Source organism: Paenibacillus sp. S25 (genome assembly GCF_019454085.1).
Classification (GTDB): domain Bacteria; phylum Bacillota; class Bacilli; order Paenibacillales; family Paenibacillaceae; genus Paenibacillus; species Paenibacillus polymyxa_B.
The window spans coordinates 883,960-907,489 of sequence record NZ_CP073683.1; the positions used below are offsets into that span (position 1 = coordinate 883,960).

Annotated in this window: 24 protein-coding genes; 17 read left to right on the forward strand and 7 right to left on the reverse strand. The window is 47.5% G+C overall.

The annotated features are described in order from the left end of the window. Nucleotides 1-115 precede the first annotated feature (115 nt). The 8 genes from KAI37_RS03955 (at nucleotide 116) to KAI37_RS03990 (ending at nucleotide 8,108) form a co-directional block, all read left to right on the forward strand. The gene (locus tag KAI37_RS03955; RefSeq protein WP_071639567.1) at nucleotides 116-1,009 is read left to right on the forward strand and encodes a TetR/AcrR family transcriptional regulator; all 894 of its coding nucleotides are present in this window, start codon (nucleotides 116-118) and stop codon (nucleotides 1,007-1,009) included. A gap of 383 nt (nucleotides 1,010-1,392) precedes the next feature. Beyond that, entirely contained in the window at nucleotides 1,393-2,529 is a 1,137-nt protein-coding gene (locus KAI37_RS03960; protein ID WP_481856584.1) for a collagen-like protein, read from the forward strand. 531 nt (nucleotides 2,530-3,060) lie between these two features. Next, nucleotides 3,061-3,738, forward strand: coding sequence for a TetR/AcrR family transcriptional regulator (locus KAI37_RS03965; RefSeq protein ID WP_220030761.1), 678 nt, complete (start codon nucleotides 3,061-3,063; stop codon nucleotides 3,736-3,738). Between the two features lie 99 nt (nucleotides 3,739-3,837). Beyond that, nucleotides 3,838-4,695: a substrate-binding periplasmic protein gene (locus KAI37_RS03970; RefSeq protein WP_025723274.1), complete on the forward strand. Its 858-nt coding sequence runs from the start codon at nucleotides 3,838-3,840 to the stop codon at nucleotides 4,693-4,695. Nucleotides 4,696-4,779: 84 nt separating this feature from the next. Next, entirely contained in the window at nucleotides 4,780-5,427 is a 648-nt protein-coding gene (locus tag KAI37_RS03975) for an amino acid ABC transporter permease (protein WP_220030762.1), read from the forward strand. A gap of 17 nt (nucleotides 5,428-5,444) precedes the next feature. Then, the gene (locus KAI37_RS03980) at nucleotides 5,445-6,191 is read left to right on the forward strand and encodes an amino acid ABC transporter ATP-binding protein (protein ID WP_028541987.1); all 747 of its coding nucleotides are present in this window, start codon (nucleotides 5,445-5,447) and stop codon (nucleotides 6,189-6,191) included. Nucleotides 6,192-6,245: 54 nt separating this feature from the next. After that, nucleotides 6,246-6,671, forward strand: a complete 426-nt coding sequence (locus tag KAI37_RS03985; protein ID WP_023987060.1) for an OsmC family protein — start codon at nucleotides 6,246-6,248, stop codon at nucleotides 6,669-6,671. Between the two features lie 183 nt (nucleotides 6,672-6,854). Beyond that, nucleotides 6,855-8,108, forward strand: coding sequence for a serine hydrolase (locus tag KAI37_RS03990; RefSeq protein ID WP_220030763.1), 1,254 nt, complete (start codon nucleotides 6,855-6,857; stop codon nucleotides 8,106-8,108). Between the two features lie 35 nt (nucleotides 8,109-8,143). Here KAI37_RS03990 and KAI37_RS03995 read toward each other — a convergent pair whose 3' ends face one another. From KAI37_RS03995 to KAI37_RS04015, 5 genes are all read right to left on the reverse strand, one after another. Further along, the gene (locus KAI37_RS03995; protein ID WP_220030764.1) at nucleotides 8,144-9,121 is read right to left on the reverse strand and encodes a FecCD family ABC transporter permease; all 978 of its coding nucleotides are present in this window, start codon (nucleotides 9,119-9,121) and stop codon (nucleotides 8,144-8,146) included. Next, nucleotides 9,118-10,122 (reverse strand): FecCD family ABC transporter permease, encoded by a 1,005-nt coding sequence (locus tag KAI37_RS04000; protein WP_071639573.1) that lies wholly within the window; start codon nucleotides 10,120-10,122, stop codon nucleotides 9,118-9,120. Before KAI37_RS04000 ends, KAI37_RS03995 begins: the two co-directional genes overlap by 4 nt. Then, the gene (locus tag KAI37_RS04005) at nucleotides 10,119-11,099 is read right to left on the reverse strand and encodes an ABC transporter substrate-binding protein (RefSeq protein ID WP_220030765.1); all 981 of its coding nucleotides are present in this window, start codon (nucleotides 11,097-11,099) and stop codon (nucleotides 10,119-10,121) included. Before KAI37_RS04005 ends, KAI37_RS04000 begins: the two co-directional genes overlap by 4 nt. Before the next feature lie 200 nt (nucleotides 11,100-11,299). Continuing rightward, complete coding sequence (locus KAI37_RS04010; RefSeq protein ID WP_104496702.1) at nucleotides 11,300-12,022, reverse strand: response regulator; 723 nt, start codon at nucleotides 12,020-12,022, stop codon at nucleotides 11,300-11,302. After that, the gene (locus KAI37_RS04015; protein ID WP_220030766.1) at nucleotides 12,015-13,688 is read right to left on the reverse strand and encodes an ATP-binding protein; all 1,674 of its coding nucleotides are present in this window, start codon (nucleotides 13,686-13,688) and stop codon (nucleotides 12,015-12,017) included. Before KAI37_RS04015 ends, KAI37_RS04010 begins: the two co-directional genes overlap by 8 nt. A 161-nt stretch (nucleotides 13,689-13,849) precedes the next feature. On the opposite strand from KAI37_RS04015, the gene KAI37_RS04020 reads away from it, so the two are divergent. Both KAI37_RS04020 and KAI37_RS04025 read left to right on the forward strand, forming a co-directional pair. Then, complete coding sequence (locus KAI37_RS04020) at nucleotides 13,850-14,143, forward strand: putative quinol monooxygenase (protein ID WP_013308817.1); 294 nt, start codon at nucleotides 13,850-13,852, stop codon at nucleotides 14,141-14,143. 44 nt (nucleotides 14,144-14,187) lie between these two features. Then, nucleotides 14,188-15,012, forward strand: coding sequence for an aldo/keto reductase (locus KAI37_RS04025; protein WP_025721170.1), 825 nt, complete (start codon nucleotides 14,188-14,190; stop codon nucleotides 15,010-15,012). Nucleotides 15,013-15,104: 92 nt separating this feature from the next. Here the strand turns inward: KAI37_RS04025 and KAI37_RS04030 are convergent, their stop codons facing one another. Next, entirely contained in the window at nucleotides 15,105-15,758 is a 654-nt protein-coding gene (locus KAI37_RS04030; protein WP_071639578.1) for an SdpI family protein, read from the reverse strand. Then, nucleotides 15,755-16,066 carry an autorepressor SdpR family transcription factor gene (locus KAI37_RS04035; protein WP_013308820.1) on the reverse strand — a complete coding sequence of 104 codons (312 nt, stop codon included), beginning with the start codon at nucleotides 16,064-16,066 and terminating at the stop codon, nucleotides 15,755-15,757. The genes KAI37_RS04030 and KAI37_RS04035 overlap by 4 nt, the downstream gene beginning before the upstream one ends. 217 nt (nucleotides 16,067-16,283) lie before the next feature. On the opposite strand from KAI37_RS04035, the gene KAI37_RS04040 reads away from it, so the two are divergent. The 7 genes from KAI37_RS04040 (at nucleotide 16,284) to abnA (ending at nucleotide 23,374) form a co-directional block, all read left to right on the forward strand. Beyond that, a complete protein-coding gene (locus KAI37_RS04040; protein WP_220030767.1) occupies nucleotides 16,284-16,895 on the forward strand; it encodes an alpha/beta hydrolase in 612 nt (203 codons plus the stop codon). 73 nt (nucleotides 16,896-16,968) lie between these two features. Beyond that, nucleotides 16,969-17,193, forward strand: coding sequence for a small acid-soluble spore protein Tlp (tlp, locus tag KAI37_RS04045; RefSeq protein ID WP_013308822.1), 225 nt, complete (start codon nucleotides 16,969-16,971; stop codon nucleotides 17,191-17,193). Nucleotides 17,194-17,433: 240 nt separating this feature from the next. Then, nucleotides 17,434-18,726, forward strand: coding sequence for an ABC transporter substrate-binding protein (locus KAI37_RS04050; RefSeq protein WP_220030768.1), 1,293 nt, complete (start codon nucleotides 17,434-17,436; stop codon nucleotides 18,724-18,726). 27 nt (nucleotides 18,727-18,753) lie between these two features. Continuing rightward, on the forward strand, nucleotides 18,754-19,716 hold the full coding sequence (locus KAI37_RS04055; RefSeq protein WP_023987071.1) for a carbohydrate ABC transporter permease: 963 nt from the start codon (nucleotides 18,754-18,756) through the stop codon (nucleotides 19,714-19,716). Between the two features lie 3 nt (nucleotides 19,717-19,719). Next, nucleotides 19,720-20,559, forward strand: a complete 840-nt coding sequence (locus tag KAI37_RS04060) for a carbohydrate ABC transporter permease (RefSeq protein WP_104496698.1) — start codon at nucleotides 19,720-19,722, stop codon at nucleotides 20,557-20,559. A 333-nt stretch (nucleotides 20,560-20,892) separates the two neighbouring features. Beyond that, a complete protein-coding gene (gene ilvA, locus KAI37_RS04065) occupies nucleotides 20,893-22,179 on the forward strand; it encodes a threonine ammonia-lyase IlvA (RefSeq protein ID WP_071644201.1) in 1,287 nt (428 codons plus the stop codon). A 220-nt stretch (nucleotides 22,180-22,399) separates the two neighbouring features. Then, nucleotides 22,400-23,374, forward strand: a complete 975-nt coding sequence (gene abnA / locus KAI37_RS04070; RefSeq protein ID WP_023987074.1) for an arabinan endo-1,5-alpha-L-arabinosidase AbnA — start codon at nucleotides 22,400-22,402, stop codon at nucleotides 23,372-23,374. Nucleotides 23,375-23,530: the final 156 nt, after the last annotated feature.

Genomic DNA, 23,530 nt, shown 5'->3' on the forward strand with positions numbered 1-23,530 from the left:
CTCCTCATCTCTTCGATTTGACCGTATGTTTAATTACGCGAACATATAGTCATTTGACTTCCTGTTTCGTATTTTGTACTATCATTCATGAATAGTCAAGGGGGAGATTTTTCTTATGAGTGTGACAAGGGAAGAGGTTTTAAAATCGGCGATGAAGCTTTTTAAGGAACATGGGTTTCTTTCGACGACGATACAGGATATTGCCGAGGATTGCGGTATTGCCAAAGGATCAGTCTATAAATATTTCCCTTCCAAGGAAGACCTCTTCAGCGAGGTGTTTGATCAATGCCATAACGCCTATTTTGATCAAGTCGATGAACTGAAACGCTTTCCCGAACTCTCGCCAGAAGAGCAGTTTCTGCAGCAGATCATTCTGCGATTCCGTTATTTTATGGAATACAAGCATATTCTGGTCGAATTCACGGAGCTCCCCATCCAACAGGATCCCAAGTTCCAGCCGCTTAGACACAAGGTTAGAGGGCGGCTCATCCGATGGCATAAAGAGTGCTTGATACAGGTTTATGGCGAAGAAATTTATCCGTTCCTGTGGGATTTGGTTTCCATCTATCGTGCGATTCTGAAGGAGTACTTATTTTGGATCGTTTATGAAGAAAAGTCTCTATCGCTTGAGGAAACGGCAAGGTTCATTTTGGATAAGCTCAATGTGCTCGTTAAGCATATGATGGCCTCTAACCTGAAGCCTCTGCTGAAACTGGCTTCGTTCGAGAGGTATTTAAGCTGGGGGCTCGAGGACCGCCAAGGGGAGAGAGAGCAGTTCCTTACCGAGCTGTTCCGGGAGATGGATTCGGCCCTTAATGTTCTTCCATCCGGCGCAAAACATCGTTCAGAGTTGAAAGAGGTTTACCATTTTATCCAGAACGAAACTCGTAAAGCGGAACCGAACTTCCCGTTGCTGCAAGCTTCGCTCTACTTTTTGGAGAGAGAGAAAGAGCTTAAAAGTCAGGTCATCCAGTTAAGGAATATTATTTATTCAGGTAGGGGGAGATAGCTTGTTATGTGAAATCAAATCTAACCCCATCGGGGACAAGAGTGAAGACTCTAGGGGTGGAGAGAACAATACGCGAGAAAGGTACGTCTAATGTTGTTACGGTTAGCGAGCATTCCGCTAACGGGAAACGATATTTGAATTTAGAACAGGGAGCACACTGCCACTGTGAGGTACAAAAAGAGACCCAAATGTGATTTTGGTTGACGCAGTGAAGGATGATTAAATTTTGTAATCATACTGAAATAGTGTGGTGGTTTGTGGTATAACATCACCCTACTAAACACCCAATATTCTAAAAATGGTTTTTAGTCTAGCGAATAACCGGCTATTCGTCCATGCCTAAAATAAACAACTCACGTACACTGAACCATATTTATAGGGAGGTGTCGTTGTTGAGTTGTCCAGATAAAAAAAAACGTGCAAAAAGAAAGCTACAATTGTTTGCCTTCCAAAAGAAAAGAAAAAAGAAACTGTTGAGTTTTCTGCATAAAAAAAAATCGTGCAAAAAGAAAACCGCAACTGTTTGCCATCCAAAAGGGAAAAAAAAGAAACGACGTCTTCTAGTTATTAAAAAAATAGTGCGGGTACCGTGTCCCCCACCTAAAGGTCAGCAATTACTTCAAGGACTTGCGGGAGCAATTGCAGAAGCAGGACCTCAAGGACTTGCAGGAGCACTTGGCCCCCAAGGATTGGCAGGACTTGCAGGAGCGATAGGAGCACTTGGTCCCGAAGGACTTGCAGGAGCACTTGGCCCCCAAGGACTGGCAGGGATTGCAGGAGCGATAGGCGCACTTGGCCCCGAAGGACTTGCAGGAGCACTTGGCCCACAGGGACTTGCAGGGATTGCAGGAGCGATAGGCGCACTTGGCCCCGAAGGACTTGCAGGAGCACTTGGCCCACAGGGACTTGCAGGGATTGCAGGAGCAATTGGCGCAGCTGGATTGGCAGGACCAGCAGGACCAGCAGGACCAGCAGGGCCAGCGGGACCAGCAGGAGCAGCAGGAGCAGCAGGAGCAACAGGTCCAGCAGGAGCCACAGGAGCCACAGGAGCAACAGGTCCAGCAGGAGCCACAGGAGCAGCAGGGCCAGCAGGTGGAGTATTAGGCTTTGCAGATTTCTTTGCCTTGATGCCTCCTGATAATGCAGCAACTGTTGCTCCCGACACGGACGTGAGTTTTCCGCAAGATGGTCCAATCAGTGGGACTGCAATTACCCGTATAAATGCGAGTTCTTTTAACTTGGCTACAATTGGCACTTATCAGGTTTTGTTTCAGGTAGGTGTAAACGAACCGGGTCAACTCATTTTAACACTCAACGGCGCTGACCTGGCTTATACGGTGGTCGGGCGTGCAACAGGTACTTCTCAAATAGTAGGAATGGCTCTTGTGCAAACAACGGTCATTAATTCAGTACTCACAGTGCGAAATCCTGCTGGCAATGCCGCGGCACTCACGATCACTCCATTAGCTGGAGGAACAAGACCAGTTTCCGCGCACCTTGTTATTACGCAGGTTGCATAGAGGGAAAGAAATGCAGTATTTTTCGATAATAATGCCAATATCAAATAGAGGCCGCCCTCAATATTTCTGCGGTGCAATAATTTGGTACGGGGACATTGTGTTCCTACGACATAAATGTATTGCTTTGTAGCGATCACCGCCGACAGGCGAACAGGAGCTGATTTTTGCGGAATGAGCAAGGAATCAGGCACATCGTCCGGCCGCCATATGCACCAGACGGAAAGTCAAGAGATAGGGGTGTTTCTCCAGACATCTGTGATGGGGGACATCCCTTCTTTGATAAATGTATTAAACTAACGGGGAACGTTAGTTTAATAAAACAGCGGTAGTCTAAGACTGCCGCTGTCTTTTTTGTTGTCGCCAGTCTAATACTTATTTTATGGGATTTGTCGGTTTTTAAAATTTAAAAGCCGCTTGGAGCAGCAAAACTTTATTTTATTCTGACACTTTTTTCTTTGACAAAAGTATACTTATCCTATAGGATTAAAAATACAAAACTGACTGACTGATCAATCGGGAGGAGGAAACCCATTGCAGCCACGAAAGGCGAAGCAGTCCGAGGCCGTCTCAAATGACCAACCTGCTGAGCATGCGGGGGAAGAAACAGACCGCAGAACACAGCTTCTTCACATTGCATTGAAGCGGTTCGCCGAGCAGGGTTACCATCAAACGAAGATTTCAGATATCGTGGTAGAGGCGGGAGTAGCCCAAGGCACGTTTTATTGGCATTTTAAAAGTAAAGAGGCACTGGCGCTAGAGATTATCGCTACCGGTCGTGAACAACTACTGTCAGCGATCGGACAGGGATATCGCCGTGACGCGGGAACGCTGGCTGATATGGTTAAGGCATCGGAGGCGCTGTTTGTTCGGTTATTTGATTTTGCATTGGAGAACCGCTATCTGATGGGTTTGCTGTTGATCGGCAGCGGTGTCGATGAACCGGTGCGCCAGAGTATCCGAGAGACAAGGGTCGCGATGGAACTGGCATTCCGGCGCAATATGGAAAGAGCGATCGAGCTGAACATGTTGCCTGCTGAATTGGATGTCGAATTAAGGGCGGCACTACTCATGAGTATGATCGAAGGTGTCATTACACGCTGGCTATTCGGTTCAGAGGGAACACATGACCACATCACGCAGATAACTGCTAAAAGATTGGCGGCAGAGGCGGCTAATTTTGAGTTTTATGGACTATTAGGTCAAAGCTAGATGTGCAACATCGCATGAATGGGGCGTTGGCAACAAATAATATAGCCAAATCACATAGAAGAACTCAATCATTTACATCCAGACAGGAGAGAACGATACATGAAAACACGTAAAAAAGGGTTCTTGGTAACTACACTTATGGCTCTGGCATTGTTCAGCCTTGTGCTGAGCGCTTGCGGTACTAAGCCAGAAGCTTCTAATACTAGCAATGGAGCGGGTAGCAGTAATGTGGCAGCGAGTAACCAGCTCGAAGCAATCAAGAAGGCTGGTGTAATTAAGGTAGGCATGATGGGCACCTATCCGCCGTACAATTTTTTGAACGACAACAAGGAATTGGACGGATTTGATGTGGATATCGCCAAAGAATTGGCGAAGCGGATTGGAGTGAAACCGGAGTTCACGGCACAAGAATTCTCGGGACTGGTTCCAAGTTTGCAAAAGAAAAAATTCGATGCAGTGATTAGCCAGGTGACGATCACAGAGGATCGTAAGAAGGCCATTGACTTCACTGAGCCTTATATCACAAACAATGTAAACATTATCGTAAACAGCAAAACAAATGATATTACCAAGCTGGAGGACTTCAAAGGCAAAACTATTGGTGTCGGCTTGGGAACGAATGATGAATCTTATCTGCGGAATGAAGTACTGCCGAAGGTAGGCGATTTTGAGATTAAAACGTATGATGATGTCATTACTTCCTTAAAGGATCTAAACTCTGGTCGTATTGACGCAACAATCAACAATCTGTATGCTCTTAAGCCGATTATCGATAAAAACGGGTTCCAAATTAAAGCCGTAGGCGAGCCGATTAAATCGGATCAAGCGGGTGTAGCCATTAACCAGAAAACTCCTGAGCTCAAAGAAGCCTTGAACAAGGCTTTGAAGGAAATGAAGGAAGACGGCACTTACAAAACAATTTTCAAAAAATGGTTTGGCGAGGAGCCAAAAGAATAACGTAAGCCTGTTAGAGGCGTCTGGCTCCAGTCTTGGCTTTTATGCTGACATGGGGCCACTCGTCTGAAAGAAGGGAATATAACGATGCTTGAATTAATGTGGGAGAACGTCCCTTTTTTATTAAAGGGTGCTTATTATACGCTATATATTACGATTGTCTCTATGTTTTTTGGCCTAATCATTGGTTTGGTTGTTGCTGTGGCCCGGTTGAAGGGGAATCGACCCGTTCGATGGCTGGCGCGCATGTATGTATCGATCATTCGGGGGACGCCGGTTTTGGTGCAGATTGCGGTCATTTATTATGGACTAGATGATTATGGAATATCATTTGGATCGCTGACGGCTGCTTGTCTGGCACTCAGTATTAACACAGGAGCGTACTTATCGGAGACGTTCCGTGGAGCTATTTTAGCCGTACCCCAGGGACAGACCGAGGCAGCTTATGCGACGGGAATGTCGCCCGGTCAAACGATGTGGCGTATTGTTCTTCCTCAGGCGGTACGCATTGCAATTGCACCGATGGGGAATACATTTGTAGGTATGCTTAAAGAAACGTCGCTGGTGTCGGTTATCGGGGTCAGTGAATTGATGCGACAGGCACAGCTTTTACAGGCACAGTATTTGCTCTATATGCCGTTTCTGCTCGAAATTGGCCTGATGTACTGGATTATGAGCATTGGATTCTCCGCTATACTGGAGCGGGTGGAAAAGCGTCTGGCTCGAGCTTATTAAGGTGGAGATGATAGGTGATGATAACAACAAACGGATTAGGTAAACGATTCGGACAGGTAGAGGTTCTGAAAAGCATTGATTTTCAGGTTGCCGCTCGTGAAATCGTCGTATTACTCGGCCCGAGCGGTTCAGGTAAAAGTACCTTGCTGCGCTGCCTGAACGGTCTGGAAGAGCTGTCTTCCGGCAAGTTTGAGGTGAATGGGATTGAGGTCGATGCTACGGCTCCCGTTCGTGTCCGCCAAGCAGCCATTCGTGATATTCGCAAACAGACGGGGATGGTGTTTCAGCAATTCAATCTGTATCCGCACAAAACCGCAATAGGCAATGTCATTGAAGGACTGCTGACAGTAAAAAAAATGCCGCGCGACAAGGCTATGTCCATCGGACAACGGTTGTTGGAGCGGGTGGGGTTATCGGACAAGCAGGATGTACATCCTTCACGTCTGTCCGGTGGACAACAGCAACGAGTAGCCATTGCACGTGCGCTGGCGATGGACCCGGCGATTATGCTGTTCGACGAGCCGACATCGGCGCTTGATCCCGAGCTGGTAGGGGAAGTGCTGGGTGTTATGCGAGAGTTGGCTCAAGACGGAATGACGATGGTCGTCGTTACTCATGAGATGAAATTTGCTCGCGAGGTGGCAGACAAGGTTATATTTATGGCAGATGGTATCATTTTGGAGGAGGCAGCGCCACAGGCGTTTTTTGACACTCCCCAGCACGAGAGAACACAGAAATTTTTACGCCAAATCAGCGAATTTTAAAGTAAGATCGAGTATAAATCATAGATTATTAAGATGGAAAGAAGGCCTTTGGACATGAAAGTATCTACAACTTGGCACGGCAAACGCGCGTTTACTTCGGAGGGACCATCCGGTTATTCTGTAGGGATGGATGCTACGGCGGCTTATGGCGGTGATGGTAAAGGGATGACACCCATGGAACTGCTGTTGGCAGGTCTGGCAGGATGTATGGGTATCGATATCACAATGATTTTGGATCGTTTCTTGTCGGACATTACTCGCATTGATATTGACGCAGAAGGTACGCGCAAGGAAGAAATGCCGACAGGCTTTACAGCGATTGATCTGACATTCCACGTAGATGGAGATATTCCAGATTACCGCGTATGGAAAGCGATTCAGATGGGTAAGGAAAAATATTGTGCGGTATCCGACTCCTTAAAAGCGGAAATTCGGATGCACCTTATATTGAATGGAACCGAAGTACCCTATCCTGCATAAGTGTAGAAGGGTAATGAAAGAGAGTCAGCCTGTGTTATATACAGGAGGCTCTCTTTTTTATGTTATTTGCAAATATGACACGTAATGAAACTTTTTGTACTGTGTTTTCGTTTAAAATAGAAATCGAAATATAAAAATGGGAAAATAAACCTGTGCATGAAATGTATGCAGGGGGAGGTTATAGTGAAACGAAAGCGCCTTATCATAGTAGCAACTATTTTGGCTACAGTGCTCATCGTTATGGGGGTGGCAACAGGATTACTCTCTTTAAAGCAGAATCAAGTGGCTAATCCTCCGAATACCGTCCGGCCCACAAATGCGATTGCAACCGAGATTAAGGGTGAAACAAAGGAACAGGATGCTGCTCGTCGTTTACTTCATTTTGTGGAGGAGAATGCAGAAAAAGTTTCGATTACGATTCTGAGAGATGGAAAAAAGCTGGCAGGCCAAGAGGAAAACCGGATGATGCCTTTGGCGAGCACCGTCAAAACAATTATTGCGATCGAATATGCCAAGCAAGCGGCGGTGGATCAGATCAACCCTGATGAAAGAGTGAAGCTGATTTCGCTGGAAAGGTTTTATTTGCCGGGTTTGGATGGTGGTGCTCATACAGCGTGGCTACAGAATATGGAGGCCAAAGGGCGGATACAGAATGAAACTGTATCTGTACGTGACGTCGCCAAGGGGATGATTCAATTCAGTTCCAACGCCAATGCGGAGTATTTAATGGACAAATTGGGGTTGGAAGCGATCAATCGGACGAGAGCTAACTTGGGTTTGCAAAATCATGATCCCATTTATCCGTTTGTATCTTCTATTCTGATTCCCTACGAACGGATGAAGGAGAGCCAAGGTGAGAATTGGAATAATGCAAAGAATAATATTTCTGCCAAAGAAGCCATCGAGGCGATGTCGGACACGGAGTTTCGCCGATATGCCCGCGTGATTCATAACAAGCTGCGCCGTGATGTGAGTGGTTCTTACAAGAAAAACGCAGATATCGAGGCCTGGTATGATCAGGATTATGACCATATTAATACGGATCGTTTTATAGCTTCAACGACAGCCGATTATGCCTCTTTAATGAGTAAGCTGAACCGCCGTCAAGGGTTCACAAAAGCTGAGCAAAAGTTATTGTCCGAGGTCATGGAGGAACCATTTATGGTTCTTCCTGAAAACCAGCAATTTCTGAAACATACTGGGCAAAAAGGAGGCTCCACGGCTTACGTTTTGACACTGGCAATGTATGCGACAGATAAGGAAGGGCATTCGACAGAGCTAGCTGTCTTTTTTAACGATTTGGACCCTAGCACAAATGCCAGCTTTCCTGAAATGATAAATGTTTTTAAAAAGAGGTTACTACATGATGAATCGTTTAGAAAAGAAGTTAATCGGCGTATCGGTGTACAGGTAGCGCTGCTAAACGCTAGGGTATAGTGCAGCGCTTAGCTGCGCAACTTCTTATCCTACTCCTATCCGCTGCCTTTTTGTTTGCGTTCCCGCAGCAATAGATACAGAAAATATGGCGCGCCAATGACAGCTGTCACGATGCCAGCGGGAATTTCTAGCGGCGGCCTCAGCCCCCGTCCCAACGCGTCGGCGAGGACGAGAATCAGCGCGCCGATCATCGCCGAGCCGGGCAGTAGATAGCGGTGACGATTGCCAAATAACCGCCGTGTCAGATGCGGTGCCAGCAGTCCGATAAAGCCGATGGAGCCGATGGCAGCAACACAGGAGGCAGCCAAGGCGACTGACACGGCTAGCAGTCCTGTACGCACACGCTTCACGCTAAGTCCCAGCCCAGCAGAGCTTTCCTCATCTAGGCTCATAATGTCCAGCTTGCGCTGTAGGGTATAGGCGAGAGGCAGCAACACGATTAACCACGGCAGTAGCCCATACACTTCGTCCCAGCCTTTGCCCCACAGACTTCCAGCTAGCCAAGTGAGCGTGTCGCTGGCTTCGAGTGGATACTTGACCAGAATATAATCGGTCGCAGCCTGAAAAATAGCGCCCACCGCCAGTCCGGTCAAGGCTAGCATATTGGGACGCATGCCTCCCTTCATCGAAAGCTGTACGAGCAACAGTGCAGCTAGTCCGGCACCGACAAAGGCGGCTACAGGCAACAGCGCCACTGGGGATGAGGGCAGCAGTACGATGACGAGAACCGCCGCAAAGCCGGCCCCCTTGGATACACCTACCACATCTGGCGAGGCCAGCGGGTTGCGGATCATGCCTTGCAGCAGAACACCGGCTACTGCCAGCCCAGCTCCGGCCATGATGGCCAGCAGACCGCGTGGCAGCCGATAATGGTGAACGATGAACCAGGAAGAGGCATTCCGGTCAGTCAGAGCTGTGATCAGCTCAGAGGGCGTAATGTAGGTGCTGCCCACGCCAATAGCTATAAAAGAAACACCCAGCATTAGTGCGAGTAAAATCCACAATTTTTTCATCGTGAAGCCCTCCCGTTCTTATGCGCCAGATATAAAAAGAAGGGCGCACCCACCAGCGCCGTTACAATGCCAACGGGCGACTCATAAGGAAATGCAATGAATCGTCCAAGCACGTCTGCATATGTCAGCAGCAGAGCTCCGCAGATTGCAGACAGGGGAATGACCCGCCTGTAATTGTCGCCTGTAAACATCTTGATGATATTCGGCACCATCAGGCCCACAAAGCCGATGGACCCGGCTACCGCTATGGCAGAGCCTGCCAGCAAAATCACTGAGGCCGAGGCCAGTAGACGGACAAGACGTACGTTTTGTCCCAATCCCTGTGCGACCTCCGTCCCGAGGCTCAGCACAGATAGCGAGGGGGCCAGCGCCAGCGCGAGGATCATACCCACGGCGAACCATGGCAGCACCAGACGCGTGTCGGCCCAAGTGGAACCATCGATGGCTCCGGCGAGCCAATACAGCACATCGGATATTTGCTCGTTGAACACGAGCAGTCCCTGGGTGATGGAGGCCAGCAACAGATGCACGGCCATCCCGGCAAGGGCCAGCTTAACCGGCGTCATACCCGCCGTTCCGGCCAGCGCATATACGAAGGAGCCGCCTGCGATGGCCCCGGCAAAAGCAAAATAAATGCTGCCGGACGATCCGATATTCGGCAGCAGCACGACGGACAGCACGACAGCCAGCGAAGCGCCTGAGCTGACCCCGAATACCTGCGGCGAGGCCAGCGGGTTGCGTGTGATGGCCTGCATCAGGGCTCCAGCCACGGCGAGCCCAGCCCCGACGATTAGGCCAATAACGGCACGCGGTAGGCGTACCGTCAAGACAATGAGCTGATCCTTGGACGGATGCTCGGTGAACAGCGCAGTCAGCATGGTGGGGATGTCCATCCTGACTGGGCCAATCGCCACGCTGAGCAGCAATCCAGCCAGCAACGCAGCGATAAGTGCAAAGAAGACCGGCTTATTCAGCCGGTCGCGTGAGACTTGTCCGATCAACGGGAGCCGTCTCCTTTACTTTGCGCAGGATACAGAAGCGAAATGGCTTGCTCCAGTATTTTCTCGGCTGAGCCGAGTCCACGGTACCGGGTCCACAGTGCCCGGTTCACTTCGTAAACTTCCCCTTTTTTGACGGCCGTAATGTTTTGCCAAAGCGGATTTTGCTTCCATTCCGCAATCAGCTTCTCATCGGCTTCCACCAAAAAGATCACATCAGGATCCGCTTGTGCAATCTGTTCCAGCGTCAGCTTGACGGTAGGCTCGCTTGTATTTTGAAGGGCATTGTGAATACCCGCTTGCTCCAGCAATTGTCCATCAAAGGATGAAGCACCGTGAGCCGATAGTGAATCAGAGCGGAATACCCCTAGCAATACGCTACGTGACTCGCCAGCTTTGATGCCTTCTTTCAACTTTTCCATGGTAGCTTTATGCGCAGCGAGAATTTGCTCGCCTTTTTCCTTCTCACCCAACGCATCGGCGATGACACCGAAGGATGCCAGGTTTTGTTCATAGGAGGAATTGCGGCTCTTTAGAACAATGGTCGGAGCAATCTCGCTTAGTTCTTTGTATATGCTTTTATGACGATTCAGATCGGCAATAATCAAATCCGGCTTCAGGGAGCTGATCGTTTCCAGGTTTGGCTGTTTGCGCGTGCCTACTGGTATGAAGTTGATTTTCTTACCGAGCAGCCCATCAATATCATCGTCATTTTCCTGAGCTATGCCGACAGGAGTAACGCCCAGTTGGGTTGTGGCATCGACAAAAGAGAATTCTAGGGTTACGATTCTTTTGGGTGTGCCTGTAACTTTGGTTTCTCCCATCTCATGTTTAATCATTCGAGTGTCGCCTGTTGCTTGAGGTGCTGCTGTGCTGTTATCTTGTGACTGGCTTCCACATCCCGCCATAATGACCGTCAGTAGTGCCAGGATCGCTGCAAGCAGCATGCCTGTGCGCAGTGGTTGTTTCGGTGTTGCCATATGTTATCCCCCGTTCCAGTATGCTATCAGAGAAACTGATAATCATTATCAATTAACTAACTGTTGATCATTCTAGCAATCGGGAAGGAGGACGTAAATAATGTGGTCATTTAAACCGTTTTGATCGATTAAGTGAATTAAATTCATTAAAATTATGAATAGGAGGAGAGAGAAGTACCAGGACATCAGAGTTGGGTGGTTTATGCATCTCCCCGCTGTCGGCGATAGATACGCTCCGGTCTGCCGACGGTTCCGTACACCTGATCGTGGTGCGCGTCGCCACTTTCCACTAAATACTCCAGATACCTTCTGGCTGTAGAACGGCTCATACCCAGCTCAATTCCCACTGTCCCTGTAGTCACCTCACCCCGTCGATTCAGGAGATCTAGCACTTTGTCGCAAGTTACTTTATCGATGCCTTTGGCCCATAGTTCTCCGTTCCCCGTCATCCGACCGGTGCCCGCGCTTTGTATCAAACTGTCAATTTCCGATTGCTCCACTGTGGATTGTTCCTCTTGCCATGTTGTAACTTGTCGCCGAAATCGGGCATATTCCTCCAAGGTCGCACGCAATCTCTCGAATATAAGCGGCTTTACGATAAAATCAAACACGCCTGCTCGAACGGCTTGTACCACTGTTTCAGCTTCTTTGGCGGCAGTCAGCATAATAACATCTGTACCCGGATAGTGTTGCTTGATGAACGATAGCAGGGTTAGACCATCTGTATCAGGAAAATAAACATCCAGCACGACTAGAGGAGGACGGAGCACGTCCAGTTGAAGTTTTGCCTCAAATTCGTTCGTCGCGATTGCACATACAGTGAACCCGTCTACCTTTTCAATAAATCGGCGGTTAATCTCCGCAATTCGCGGATCGTCTTCAATAATAAGAACCTCAATGTGCGATAAAACCCGTTCATTCATGGGCATAACCTCCGTTTGCATCATTACTCATATCTATCCTATGTAAAGGAATGTATACCTCGAAAATACTTCCACCACCAGGCCGCTCATGCACTTCAATAGAGCCGCCCATTCGTTCCGTGTACTCCAGCACGAGAGCAAGGCCATATCCATGTCCTGCTTCTGCTTTGGTCGAAGCTCCCCTGACAAACAGCTTTTCTTGGATATCGTCCGAAATTCCCGATCCGTTATCCGCAACTTCGACGATGATGGCTTCATTCGTTTCTTCAAGCCGGAACCAGACCTGTCCGTCAGGGATGGCGGACATCGCAACAGCTTCCATGGCATTGTCCAGCAGGTTTCCGGCTATGGAAGCGAGAAAGGACCACTCCAACGTAGGAGACTGGGTTGAGAATGCTCCTTTAATATCAGAATGGAGTAATACCCCTTTTTCCAGCGCCTGTTTCTTCTTCCCGATCAGTAGGCTGGCGATGATTGAATCGGGCAGGAGAGCAGTGGCAATCGGTCTGTGTACACGATATCCCTCTGATTCCTGGGTGATAAAGTCCACCGCTTCGTCATAACACTGCAACTGAATCAGGCCGGATATGAGATACAGCCGATTGGCGTATTCGTGTGTTTGTGATCGCAGTACTTCCGCGTAATCTTTGACCTCTGTCAACTGTTGTGTCATGTGGAGCAGTTCGGTCTTGTCACGCAGACTGGCAACCGTGCCTATGATGCGACCGGACCGATCCTGGATCGGTACACGGCTGACGACTACAATTCGCTGCTGGACCTCAATTTCCTCATTCCATACGAGCTGTCCCTGCTCTGGCCCCATCGTTGCATGCTCCACTGTATAATCGGCAACAAGCATATCAACCAGTACATCCGGGACACCCGTCAAGTGACGAAGGTCGCATCCGTATATAGAGGTTTCCGGGGGGAGTCCGATCAAATGAGCCGCTTGTGGATTGGCAAGTGTGATTTGTCCATGACTATTAACCGCGATAATCCCTTCGCCGATGGACTCAATAATGGCTTGCTTTTCCTGGTACAGCCGTCCGATCTCCACTGGCTCCAGTCCATGCAGTGCGCGTCGAACCCGTTGTGCTATAACCAGGCTTCCCAATATGCCGATCATCAGCGCGCCCACCATAAACCAGAGCCACGCATATGTGTATGTACGAATATTTTGCTGCACATCTGTCATTAAAAAACCTACAGAGACGAGCCCGATGGCCTTACCTTGCTGATCATAAACGGCAGTTTTGGCGCGTAGTGAGGGTCCAAGAGAGCCTGTTGATTCAGTGATAAAGGACTGCCCTTGCAGTACCTTATCATTCATGGGGTCTATCATAGGCGTGCCGATGCGTTCCGGGTTTACATGCCACTGCCGGATGAGATGACGATCAGCAATAGTAATAAAATCAGCGCCGCTGCTGGCTTGGACGGGCTTTATGGCCTCGTTGATACGCGAACGCAATTGCGTCGTCTCGGTCTGCTCCAGAGCGTCTCTGACCTGCGCATCTACGGCGAGGGTATTGGCGACGGTTAGTGCCCTTTTTCCGATTTCATCATATAGAGCGGAGGTGATCATATATCGAAAGGATAATCCCAACAGCCCGGTAACTACCAGTACTAAAAGGGATATAAATACCATTAGTTTTGTCTGAAAACGCACATGCCTTCACCGCCGTTAAATAAAATATAGGAGGAACGGATCAGCCGATCTTCTCCCCCATACGATCCATTTTACTGTATTACAGAAATGCCCGCACTTTTATTCTGTCGAAAGAATGGTCTATAATAGAAATAGTTACATAATACGAGGAGGAACATAATATGATTATTATTCATGCCGATATGAAAGTTTTACCTGAAAAAAGAGAGACTTTTCTGCAACAAACCCAAGGGCTGATCAGCGCATCCCAAGCTGAAGAGGGCAATGTACGTTACACGTTAATGCAGGATCTGAATGATCCCAACGCATTTACGATGGTTGAAGAGTGGAAAGATGCTGCTGCTGTAGATTTCCATAATAATTCTGCCCATTTCCAGGCATTTGTTGCCGCGGCTAAAGAATTGTTGGCTGCTCCGCTTCAAGTGAATGCTTTTCAGGATGCAACTAAACTGTAATCATCCCGTTGGATAATTCATAATCAGGAACAGGAGGAATAGACATGGGGAACATTGCGGATACAACTGTACTGAATAACGGAGTTCAGATGCCTTGGCTTGGTTTCGGTACTTACAAGGCGGAAGGCAATGAGGTCTACGAAGCGGTCAAAACAGCTATTGAGGTCGGTTACCGTCACATTGATACAGCGGCGATCTACGGCAACGAGGAACTGGTTGGACAAGCCATTCGTGATAGTGGAGCGGCTAGAGAAAACCTGTTTGTAACCACCAAGCTATGGAATCAGGATCAAGGCTACGATTCAACACTGCGTGCCTTTGAGGAAAGCCGTAAGCGGCTGGGTCTGGATATCATTGATCTGTATCTCATTCATTGGCCTGGCAAGGATAAGTACAAGGAAACCTGGAAGGCATTCGAACGACTGTATGAAGAAGGAAGCGTACGCGCTATCGGAGTTAGTAACTTCCAAGTTCACCATCTCGAAGACCTCCTCAAAGACAGCAACATGGTTCCTGTCATCAACCAAGTGGAGCTTCACCCTCGTCTGACTCAACAAGAGTTGCATCAATACTGCCGGGAGCACCAGATTCAGCTTGAATCGTGGAGTCCGCTGATGAAGGGGAAATTAACCGAGCAAGCGGACATCGTTGAGATTGCTGCCAAATACGGTAAAACCTCTTCGCAGGTTATTTTGCGTTGGCATCTGGATCGGGGAATTGTGACGATTCCCAAATCTGTAACCGCGCATCGTATTCGCGAAAATGCTGATTTATTCGATTTTGAATTGACGACTGAGGATATTGAACGAATCAATGGTCTTCATCTTGATGAGCGTGTAGGCACGCATCCCGATAAGCTGTTGTTCTAATATTAATATTTAAATGTACAAGGAACCTCCTATTCTACGTTTATCGTGGATTGGGAGGTTCCTTTTTTAGGTTCAGGATTGGCTTTGTCTGCTTACTGGTTTAGCTTACGATACAACAAGAGAGAATAGAGTATGGGAGAGATGACAGATATGGTCAGCACGGATAGAAAAATGACCGTTCCCGCCACTCCATCGACCCATGCCGCCACCAAACCCGAAGCACCACCGAGCATCATCATAGGTCCACCGAAACGGTGCGTTTTACGCCATACCTCCGGGTTGGACAGAGTCCACGGCGTGCGGATACCGAAAGTATAGTTCGGCTGCACCTGAGTCATATAATTACCCATCACCAGCAGCAGCAGGCCTATTACCCCCAAAATTATAGTATTCATTTGCAGTCGTATGTTCAGGTTATACAGCAGCATCCCCCATCCAGCTACAGCGAGAACCAAAGAAATACCTGCACGCGTAACTTCATAGGCTTTTGAAAATTTCTCATAATTAGCTCTGTTGGGGTCCATGTAGCGTGCCAATCGAATGACCAACGGTACTAGACCCAACAGCACGAGCATGATAATAGAACCACTTTTGCTCATATACCCGTCTGCTGTATTGTCAAAGCCAAAATGCGAGGCTAGAACATTGGGAAGTCGGTCGTACAGCAGTATAGCGCCTATAGCGGGTGATAAGGCAATCAAAGTCGTCAAAACATCCGTAAAGCCCCAAGGTGTTCGAAATTTCATTCAGATCCCTCCGTATCCTTGATATGATTCACATTTTTCTGGGCAGGGGTATCGGAGTGGGCGATGCTGAACATCCAACCGATGACATCCGCCACAACCGTTGTATGCAGGGTGTAGATAATGTTTTGCCCCTGTCGTTCATCCAGCACCAGCCCAGCCTGCTTCAGGATATTGAGATGGTGGGAGATGCTGGGCTTACTAATTTGAAAATGTTCAGCCACTTCACCTGCGCTCATACTTTTCTCCTTTAAAAGCTGTAAGATTGTACGCCGGGTCGGATCAGCCAAAGCTTTGAAGGCATCGTTCAAAATACATTTCCTCCTTTAGATATTTAGATAATATTCTAAATATCTAACACCATAGTAAAGTAGAGCTATTCTACATGTCAATGGAACAAGGCATCATTTTAGAAAAAAGATGTAGATCAGGCTAATTAGGTTTGTAAAAGCCAGCGAAGTTGGCTATAATTAATTTATACTAAAAATAAGAATCTTAATTTAAAGAAAAAATGAGGAGGAAATATAAATGAAACACGTATTTCGTAAAGGAAATCATCCGCAAGCCCCGGTTATTTTGCTGTTGCATGGTACAGGCGGGAACGAACAAGACCTGATACCTTTGGCTGAGATGGTAGCACCGGGAGCTTCTGTGTTAGGCGTGAGAGGAAACGTGCTGGAAAATGGGATGCCGCGTTTCTTTCGCCGTTTGGCAGAAGGAGTGTTCGACATCGAGGATCTCGTATTTCGCACCAAAGAACTGAGCGAATTTGTGGACACAGCAGCAGAGCAATACGATTTTGACCGTAATAACGTGGTGGCTCTTGGTTATTCCAATGGTGCAAACATAGCCGCCAGCATGCTCTTTCACGATGCAAAAGCGTTACGTGGAGCTATTTTGCACCATGCAATGGTGCCGTTGCGTGGCCTGGATTTGCCAGCTTTGAATGGTATCCCTGTATTTTTGTCTTCCGGTGAGAATGATCCGATTGTTCCGATTTCAGAATCTCAGGAGCTGCAAGCATTATTGGATGGGGCCGGAGCGCAGGTGGAAGCATATTGGGAACGCAATGGTCATCAATTGACTCGGACTGAAGCCGAAGCCGCAGGAAAGTGGTTTGGGGAGCATTTTAATGCATAAAATGACCCGATAGCGATCAAGCTACGGATTAGCGCTCTACTGAGCGACCCCATTATTAGGAGGCGACAAACGAATGGCAAAACCAGATAATCGAGCCGATAATGTTGAACATTTGCAACAAAGTATTCAGAACACACAGCAGAACCTGCATGAAGCTGAAGGATATCTAAACGAATTTTCCTCTGAAATCAGCAACGAGGAGCGTAAGCAGATCGAAGAAAAAAATAATCGTCGTAAAGAAAGTATTAGATCATTTCGGGAAGAAGTGAAGGACGAAGCAGCCCATTCCCAAGAGTAGTTAAAAAAGCGAGGCCCAACTTCGAGTTTCAATTCGAGGGGGGCCTCTTTTTTATGCAAAAATCATCATAGCCTCATTCAATTCATTTTCCCCCTATAATGCAAAGGAGACGCTAATCTGCGTTGAAAATAAATATTTTATAAATAATGTTGTTGTAAACTAATTTGTGTTGATGTTAAATAATAAAAGAAAGCGCAATCATTTACGAATTAGGATTTCATCATGCGAAGGGGGAAGGATATGCTGCTGCGAAGAAAAAGCATGGCTTTGATGCTTATGGCGGTGGTTTTGATGGCTGGACTGCTGCAAGGCTGTTCTTTCAAGACCGATGAAAAGGATGGGCCGGGAACAGAACTTGTATTATGGACGTTCAATGAACTGCATGAGAAGTTTTTTCTGCAAATGGCTGACCAATGGAACCAACAGCACCCTGATGAATTGATTAATTTGAAAGCGAATACATTTCCTTATGACAACCATCACAGTAAGCTGTCGATTGCGCTGCAATCGGGGGTGGGAGCGCCGGATATCGCGGATATCGAGGTGAACAAGATCGGTAATTTCCTCAAAGGCATACCGCAGCTGGTCCCGCTCAATCCGGTGATTGACCCCGAGATCAATAACATTGTGCCTTCCAGAGTACAGATTTACGGCAAAGACGGTAAATATTACGGCATTGACTTCCACGTTGGGGCCGAAGTGATGTATTACAATAAAGAGGTTATGGATCAGGCGGGGGTAAACCCGGATTCCATCGTCACCTGGGCAGACTATGCTGCTGCTGGCAAGCAAGTACTGGCGAAAACAGGCAAGCCCATGGCGACCTTAGAAACGAATGATCTATGGAGCTATTGGCCGATGATCTCCCAGCAAAATTCAGATTTTCTGGATGACAAGGGAGAGTTGACGTTGGATAACGAAACCAATATTAAAACACTCGAGTTTCTTCAACAGATGGTAAAAGACAAAATCGCTATTCCCGCACCGGGCGGCGGGCATCACATGGAGGAATACTACGGATTTATGAACAAAGGTGGGGCCGCTTCGGTATGGATGCCGATGTGGTACATGGGGCGTTTTACGGATTACATGCCTGACCTGAAAGGTAAAATCATCATCAGACCTATGCCGGCGTGGGAAAAAGGCGGTTATCGCTCAGCGGGTATGGGTGGAACCGGAACGGTAGTCACGAACCAATCGCAGCACCAGGATCTGGCGATGCGCTTTCTGGCCTTTGCCAAGCTATCCAAGCAAGGGAATGTGGAGATCTGGAAGCAGCTAGGTTTTGATCCCATCCGTAGTGAAGTGTGGGCATTGCCGGAAGCCAAAGCCAAGAATAAATTTACGGATTATTTCGGAACGAATATTTTTGACACGCTCATCGAAGTCAAAGATGAAATCAATGCGGTGCATATTGGACCGAAAACGCCTGATATCGCCAGTGCTGTGCGCAATAAAATACTTTATCGGACACTACAGAATGGCGAAGATCCAGCCACGGTGCTACATGAGCTGGCAGATGAACTGAGATAGACCCCAACAGGAAAGGGAGTGAGATTCATGGCAACGCCCGTTCATACGAACGCTAATGTACCGACAGGTCAGCCGCCACAGCCTCAGCGTCCGACCAGGAGCCGATGGAGTCGCTTTATTCATTCCAGCCGTACGGCACCGTATGTGTTTGTCCTTCCATTTTTACTGTCCTTTGCGCTATTTTTTGCCTATCCGGTCATCTCGACAGTCATTATGAGCTTTCAGGAAGTTCTGCCAGGGATAACAACTTATGTTGGACTGGAGAATTATAAGGACTTAATCAATCCTACGTTTGGAAAGGCGATATTGAATAGCGTCCTGTACACGCTGCTTACCCTGGTCGTGCTGATTCCTCTGCCGCTGGTATTGGCGGTATTGCTGAATTCGCCTAAAATGCCGGGCAGAGGGTTGTTTCGCTCCGTGATGTTTATACCTGCACTAACCTCGGTGGTGGTAGCAGGAACGATCTTCCGCCTCATGTTCGGGGAATTGGATGGTTCTCTGATGAACTCCCTGTTGGGGGTATTCGGTCTGGAGCCTTACAAATGGCTAATGAACGCGAACACCGGCTTTTTAGCGTTGATCGTGCTGGCCTTGTGGAGATGGTTGGGCGTGAACATGCTCTATTACATGTCGGGACTCCAGAACATTCCTCCCGAGTTGTATGAAGCTGCGCAGATTGATGGAGCCAGTCGTTTCGATTCATTTTGGCGGATAACGATTCCTATGCTGAAACCAGTGACGATCTACGTATTTACGATTAGCATTTATGCGGGGTTGTCCATGTTCACGGAGAGCTACATGTTGTGGAACGGAAATAACTCCCCGAACGATATTGGTTTAACGATTGTTGGCTATCTCTATCGCCAAGGTCTGGAGCAGAACAGTATGGGCTTTGGAGCTGCGGTGGGCATTGTATTGCTCGTATTTACACTCGTGCTGAACCTGATCCAGCTCAAATTTTTCGGCATGTTCCGGAAGGAGGATTAAGCGATGGCTCAGAAACAAAAAGGCTCGTTATCCGTATTGCTCGTTGTCCTGTTCATTCTGTTTGCCGGGTTTGCCCTGTTTCCGCTATTTGCCGTGACGCTTGCCTCGTTCAAGCCATCGACGGAGCTGCTGCGCTACGGCTTGAATCTTAAGCTGGAGTGGGGCATCATGTCCTTGAAAAACTATGCGTTCATTTTTCAGGGGACGACGGATTATTTTCAATGGTACTGGAACAGTATTGTCATTACCGTCTTGTTTACGGTATTATGTCTGATATTGTCCGCGATGGTGGGCTACGGTCTGGAGATGTACCGTTTTAGATTGAAAAATGTGATTTTCACACTGGTACTGGTCGTGATGATGATCCCGGTAGAAATTATCATGCTGCCGCTCTACAAGCTAATGATTGGCATGAAGCTAATTAATACAGTATGGGGCGTAATTCTACCTTTCGTCGTCGCGCCGATCCCGATCTTTTTCTTCCGTCAATATTTGAGTGGTGTTCCCAAGGACTTTATGGATGCTGCGCGGGTTGACGGCTGTTCAGAATATGGCATTTTCTTGCGGATTATGATGCCTCTGATGGCGCCTGCATTTGCGGCAATGGCTATTTTGCAGGCGATGAACAGTTGGAATAACTTCCTGTGGCCGATGATTGTATTACGTACCAACGACATGCTGACACTGCCAATTGGACTGTCCAGTCTGCTGACGCCGTATGGCAACAATTATGATGTGCTGATCGCGGGATCCGTTTTGGCTATTTTACCGATTCTCGTCGTGTTCCTGTTCTTCCAGCGTTACTTTATTGAAGGGATGACGGCAGGCGGAGTAAAAGGATAATCGGAAAGGTATTAAATAGAGCAATGGAATACAAGAAATGTGCAACGTCAGAAAAGGCTGAGCGGGCATTGTCCCGGTCTGCCTTTTTTAGATTCGATTGATTTTCATTCTCATTTTCATGACTATCATCTGCACAAGCTATGGGTAAACGTGGTATGATATTTGAAAGATTTCAAATACAGCACTTTGCATAATTCGATTCCTGACGCTCAAAAGTACAATATATAGACGAACTAAATCGTTTCGATCTGTATATTGCTGATTTGAAATCGCTCTTGGGATTTATGCAAAATGCCCAAATACAGAAATATTCAGGCGGAGCGTGGAGAACCTATGGAACCAACAGAAACCCAGAAAACTGACCCGACCATGGCGTCAACCGTTGCCATGGAGGATATTGTACGGGCGCATCATATGCTGCGTGAGGTGATTGTACGTACACCTTTACAGAGGGATGCCGTCCTATCGGCCAAATATAACTGTAATGTGTATCTGAAAAGAGAGGATCTCCAAGTCGTGCGGTCTTTTAAAATCCGTGGAGCTTACAACATGATCCGCAGCTTGACCCCTGAGCAAATGGAAAAAGGAATCGTGTGTGCGAGTGCGGGGAATCATGCGCAAGGTGTGGCTTTTTCATGTAATGCACTTGGTATCCACGGTAAAATATTTATGCCGAGTACAACGCCCAATCAGAAGGTCAAGCAGGTTCGTCGCTTTGGCGGTAACAGTGTAGAGGTCATTCTGACCGGAGACACGTTTGACGATGCCTATGACGAGGCCATGAAGGTGTGCAGCGAGCAGGCAATGACCTTCATCCATCCGTTCGATCAGCCGAAAATTATTGCAGGCAATGGTACGATTGCGATGGAAGTGATGGAGAGCCTAGATACACCTATGGACTATGTGTTCGTAACGATTGGCGGCGGCGGTTTGGCGGCAGGCGTAGGTACGTATGTTAAAACCGTGAGTCCGTCCACCAAGGTAATTGGCGTGGAACCCCTCGGCGCAGCGTCGATGACGGAAGCGATGCGTTTGCACAAGGTGGTTACACTGGATCAAATAGACAAGTTTGTTGACGGAGCTGCAGTGAAGCGTGTGGGTCAGCTGACATACGATATTTGTAAACATACCTTGGACGATATTGTGAAGGTACCGGAAGGCAAAGCATGTACCGCGATTCTGGAGCTGTATAATGAAAATGCGATTGTTGTGGAGCCTGCGGGTTCACTGCCTGTTGCAGCACTTGATTTGTATCGCGAGCAGATTCAAGGCAAAACGGTTGTCTGTATCGTCAGCGGTGGTAACAACGATATAGATCGTATGCAGGAGATTAAGGAACGGTCCCTAATTTACGAAGGACTGAAGCATTATTTTATGGTGAATTTCCCGCAAAGAGCTGGGGCACTGCGTGAGTTTCTACAGGATGTGCTTGGACCAGACGACGATATTACTAGGTTTGAATATACGAAAAAGAATGATAAGGAAAATGGACCAGCTCTGGTCGGCATTGAGCTGTTCCACAAGGAAGACTATCTTCCTTTAATTGAACGAATGAACCGCAAGGGGCTTAAATATACGGAACTGAACAAAAACGAAAATCTATTTAATATGTTAATTTGAAAAGGAGCCTACGGGCTCCTTTTTTGTATCAGGATTTTGCAAACTCCTCGTATCTATAGTGTTATGCGTAGTTTATGAATTTCTTTTTATTTGAAATAAAGCGTTTACAAAACTGAATGTGATAGGTTAATATATGGGTAACTTCATAAGTAAAAACACTAATGTAATAGGCGTGTCACCTGAATTTCATTATAAGATACTCATTCGGAGGTGCGAAAGAATGTTGAAAGCATGGAAAAAATCAGTACAGAGTAAATTGACCCGAACGGCGTTTGCTGCCGTAACCTCGGCTGCTTTAATGCTGTCAGTGATGCCATCTGCATCCGCAGAGCATTGGGCGTTAACTGGCGATGTGGCAGTGCATGATCCGTCCATTACGAAGGAAGGCAACGCATGGTATATTTTCTCCACAGGGCAGGGGATACAGGTTCAAAGATCGGACGACGGACGCAATTTTTACAGATTGCCGCAAATATTCCTGTCGCCGCCATCATGGTGGAAATCGTATGTACCTAAGCAAAAGACTAACGATGTATGGGCACCGGATGCTCAAAAGTACAATGGACGGGTATGGCTGTACTATTCCATTTCTACTTTTGGTGCCCGGACCTCGGCTATCGGACTAGCTTCCGCAACGAGCATTGGCGCGGGGAGTTGGAGAGATGATGGACTAGTGCTGCGTACGACGGATGCTAACGATTATAATGCCATTGACCCGAATCTCGTCATTGACGCTTCCGGTAACCCGTGGCTTTCCTTTGGTTCATGGAATTCAGGCTTGAAAGTGACTCGATTGGACAAGAATACGATGAAGCCTACGGGCCAGATCTATTCTATCGCCAAGCGTACGGCTGGTGGTTTGGAAGCGCCACATGTTACATACCGTGACGGGTATTATTATCTGTTTGCTTCCATTGATAACTGCTGCAAAGGCGTAGACAGTAATTATAAGATTATTTACGGTCGCTCTACTAGTATTACCGGACCGTATGTGGACAAGAGCGGCAAAAGCCTGATGGATGGCGGTGGAACGATACTGGATGCAGGGAATGACCGTTGGAAGGGACCGGGTGGACAATCTGTCTATAACAACAGTGTGATTGCACGTCATGCCTATGATGCCACTGATGGTGGAAATCCAAAGCTTTTGATTAGTGATTTGAAGTGGGATTCGGCAGGCTGGCCTACGTACTAAAGAGAGGCCCGTTTGGAGTCATTTGTGCAGTAAAATCATATAGATATATTCAAAAACTGTTCCTCCTAAGGGGGAACAGTTTTTGGCTTGCAATGTCATAGAAACATGCTATTATGTATCAAGTTGATAATAATTATCATTATCGTTATCGTTATA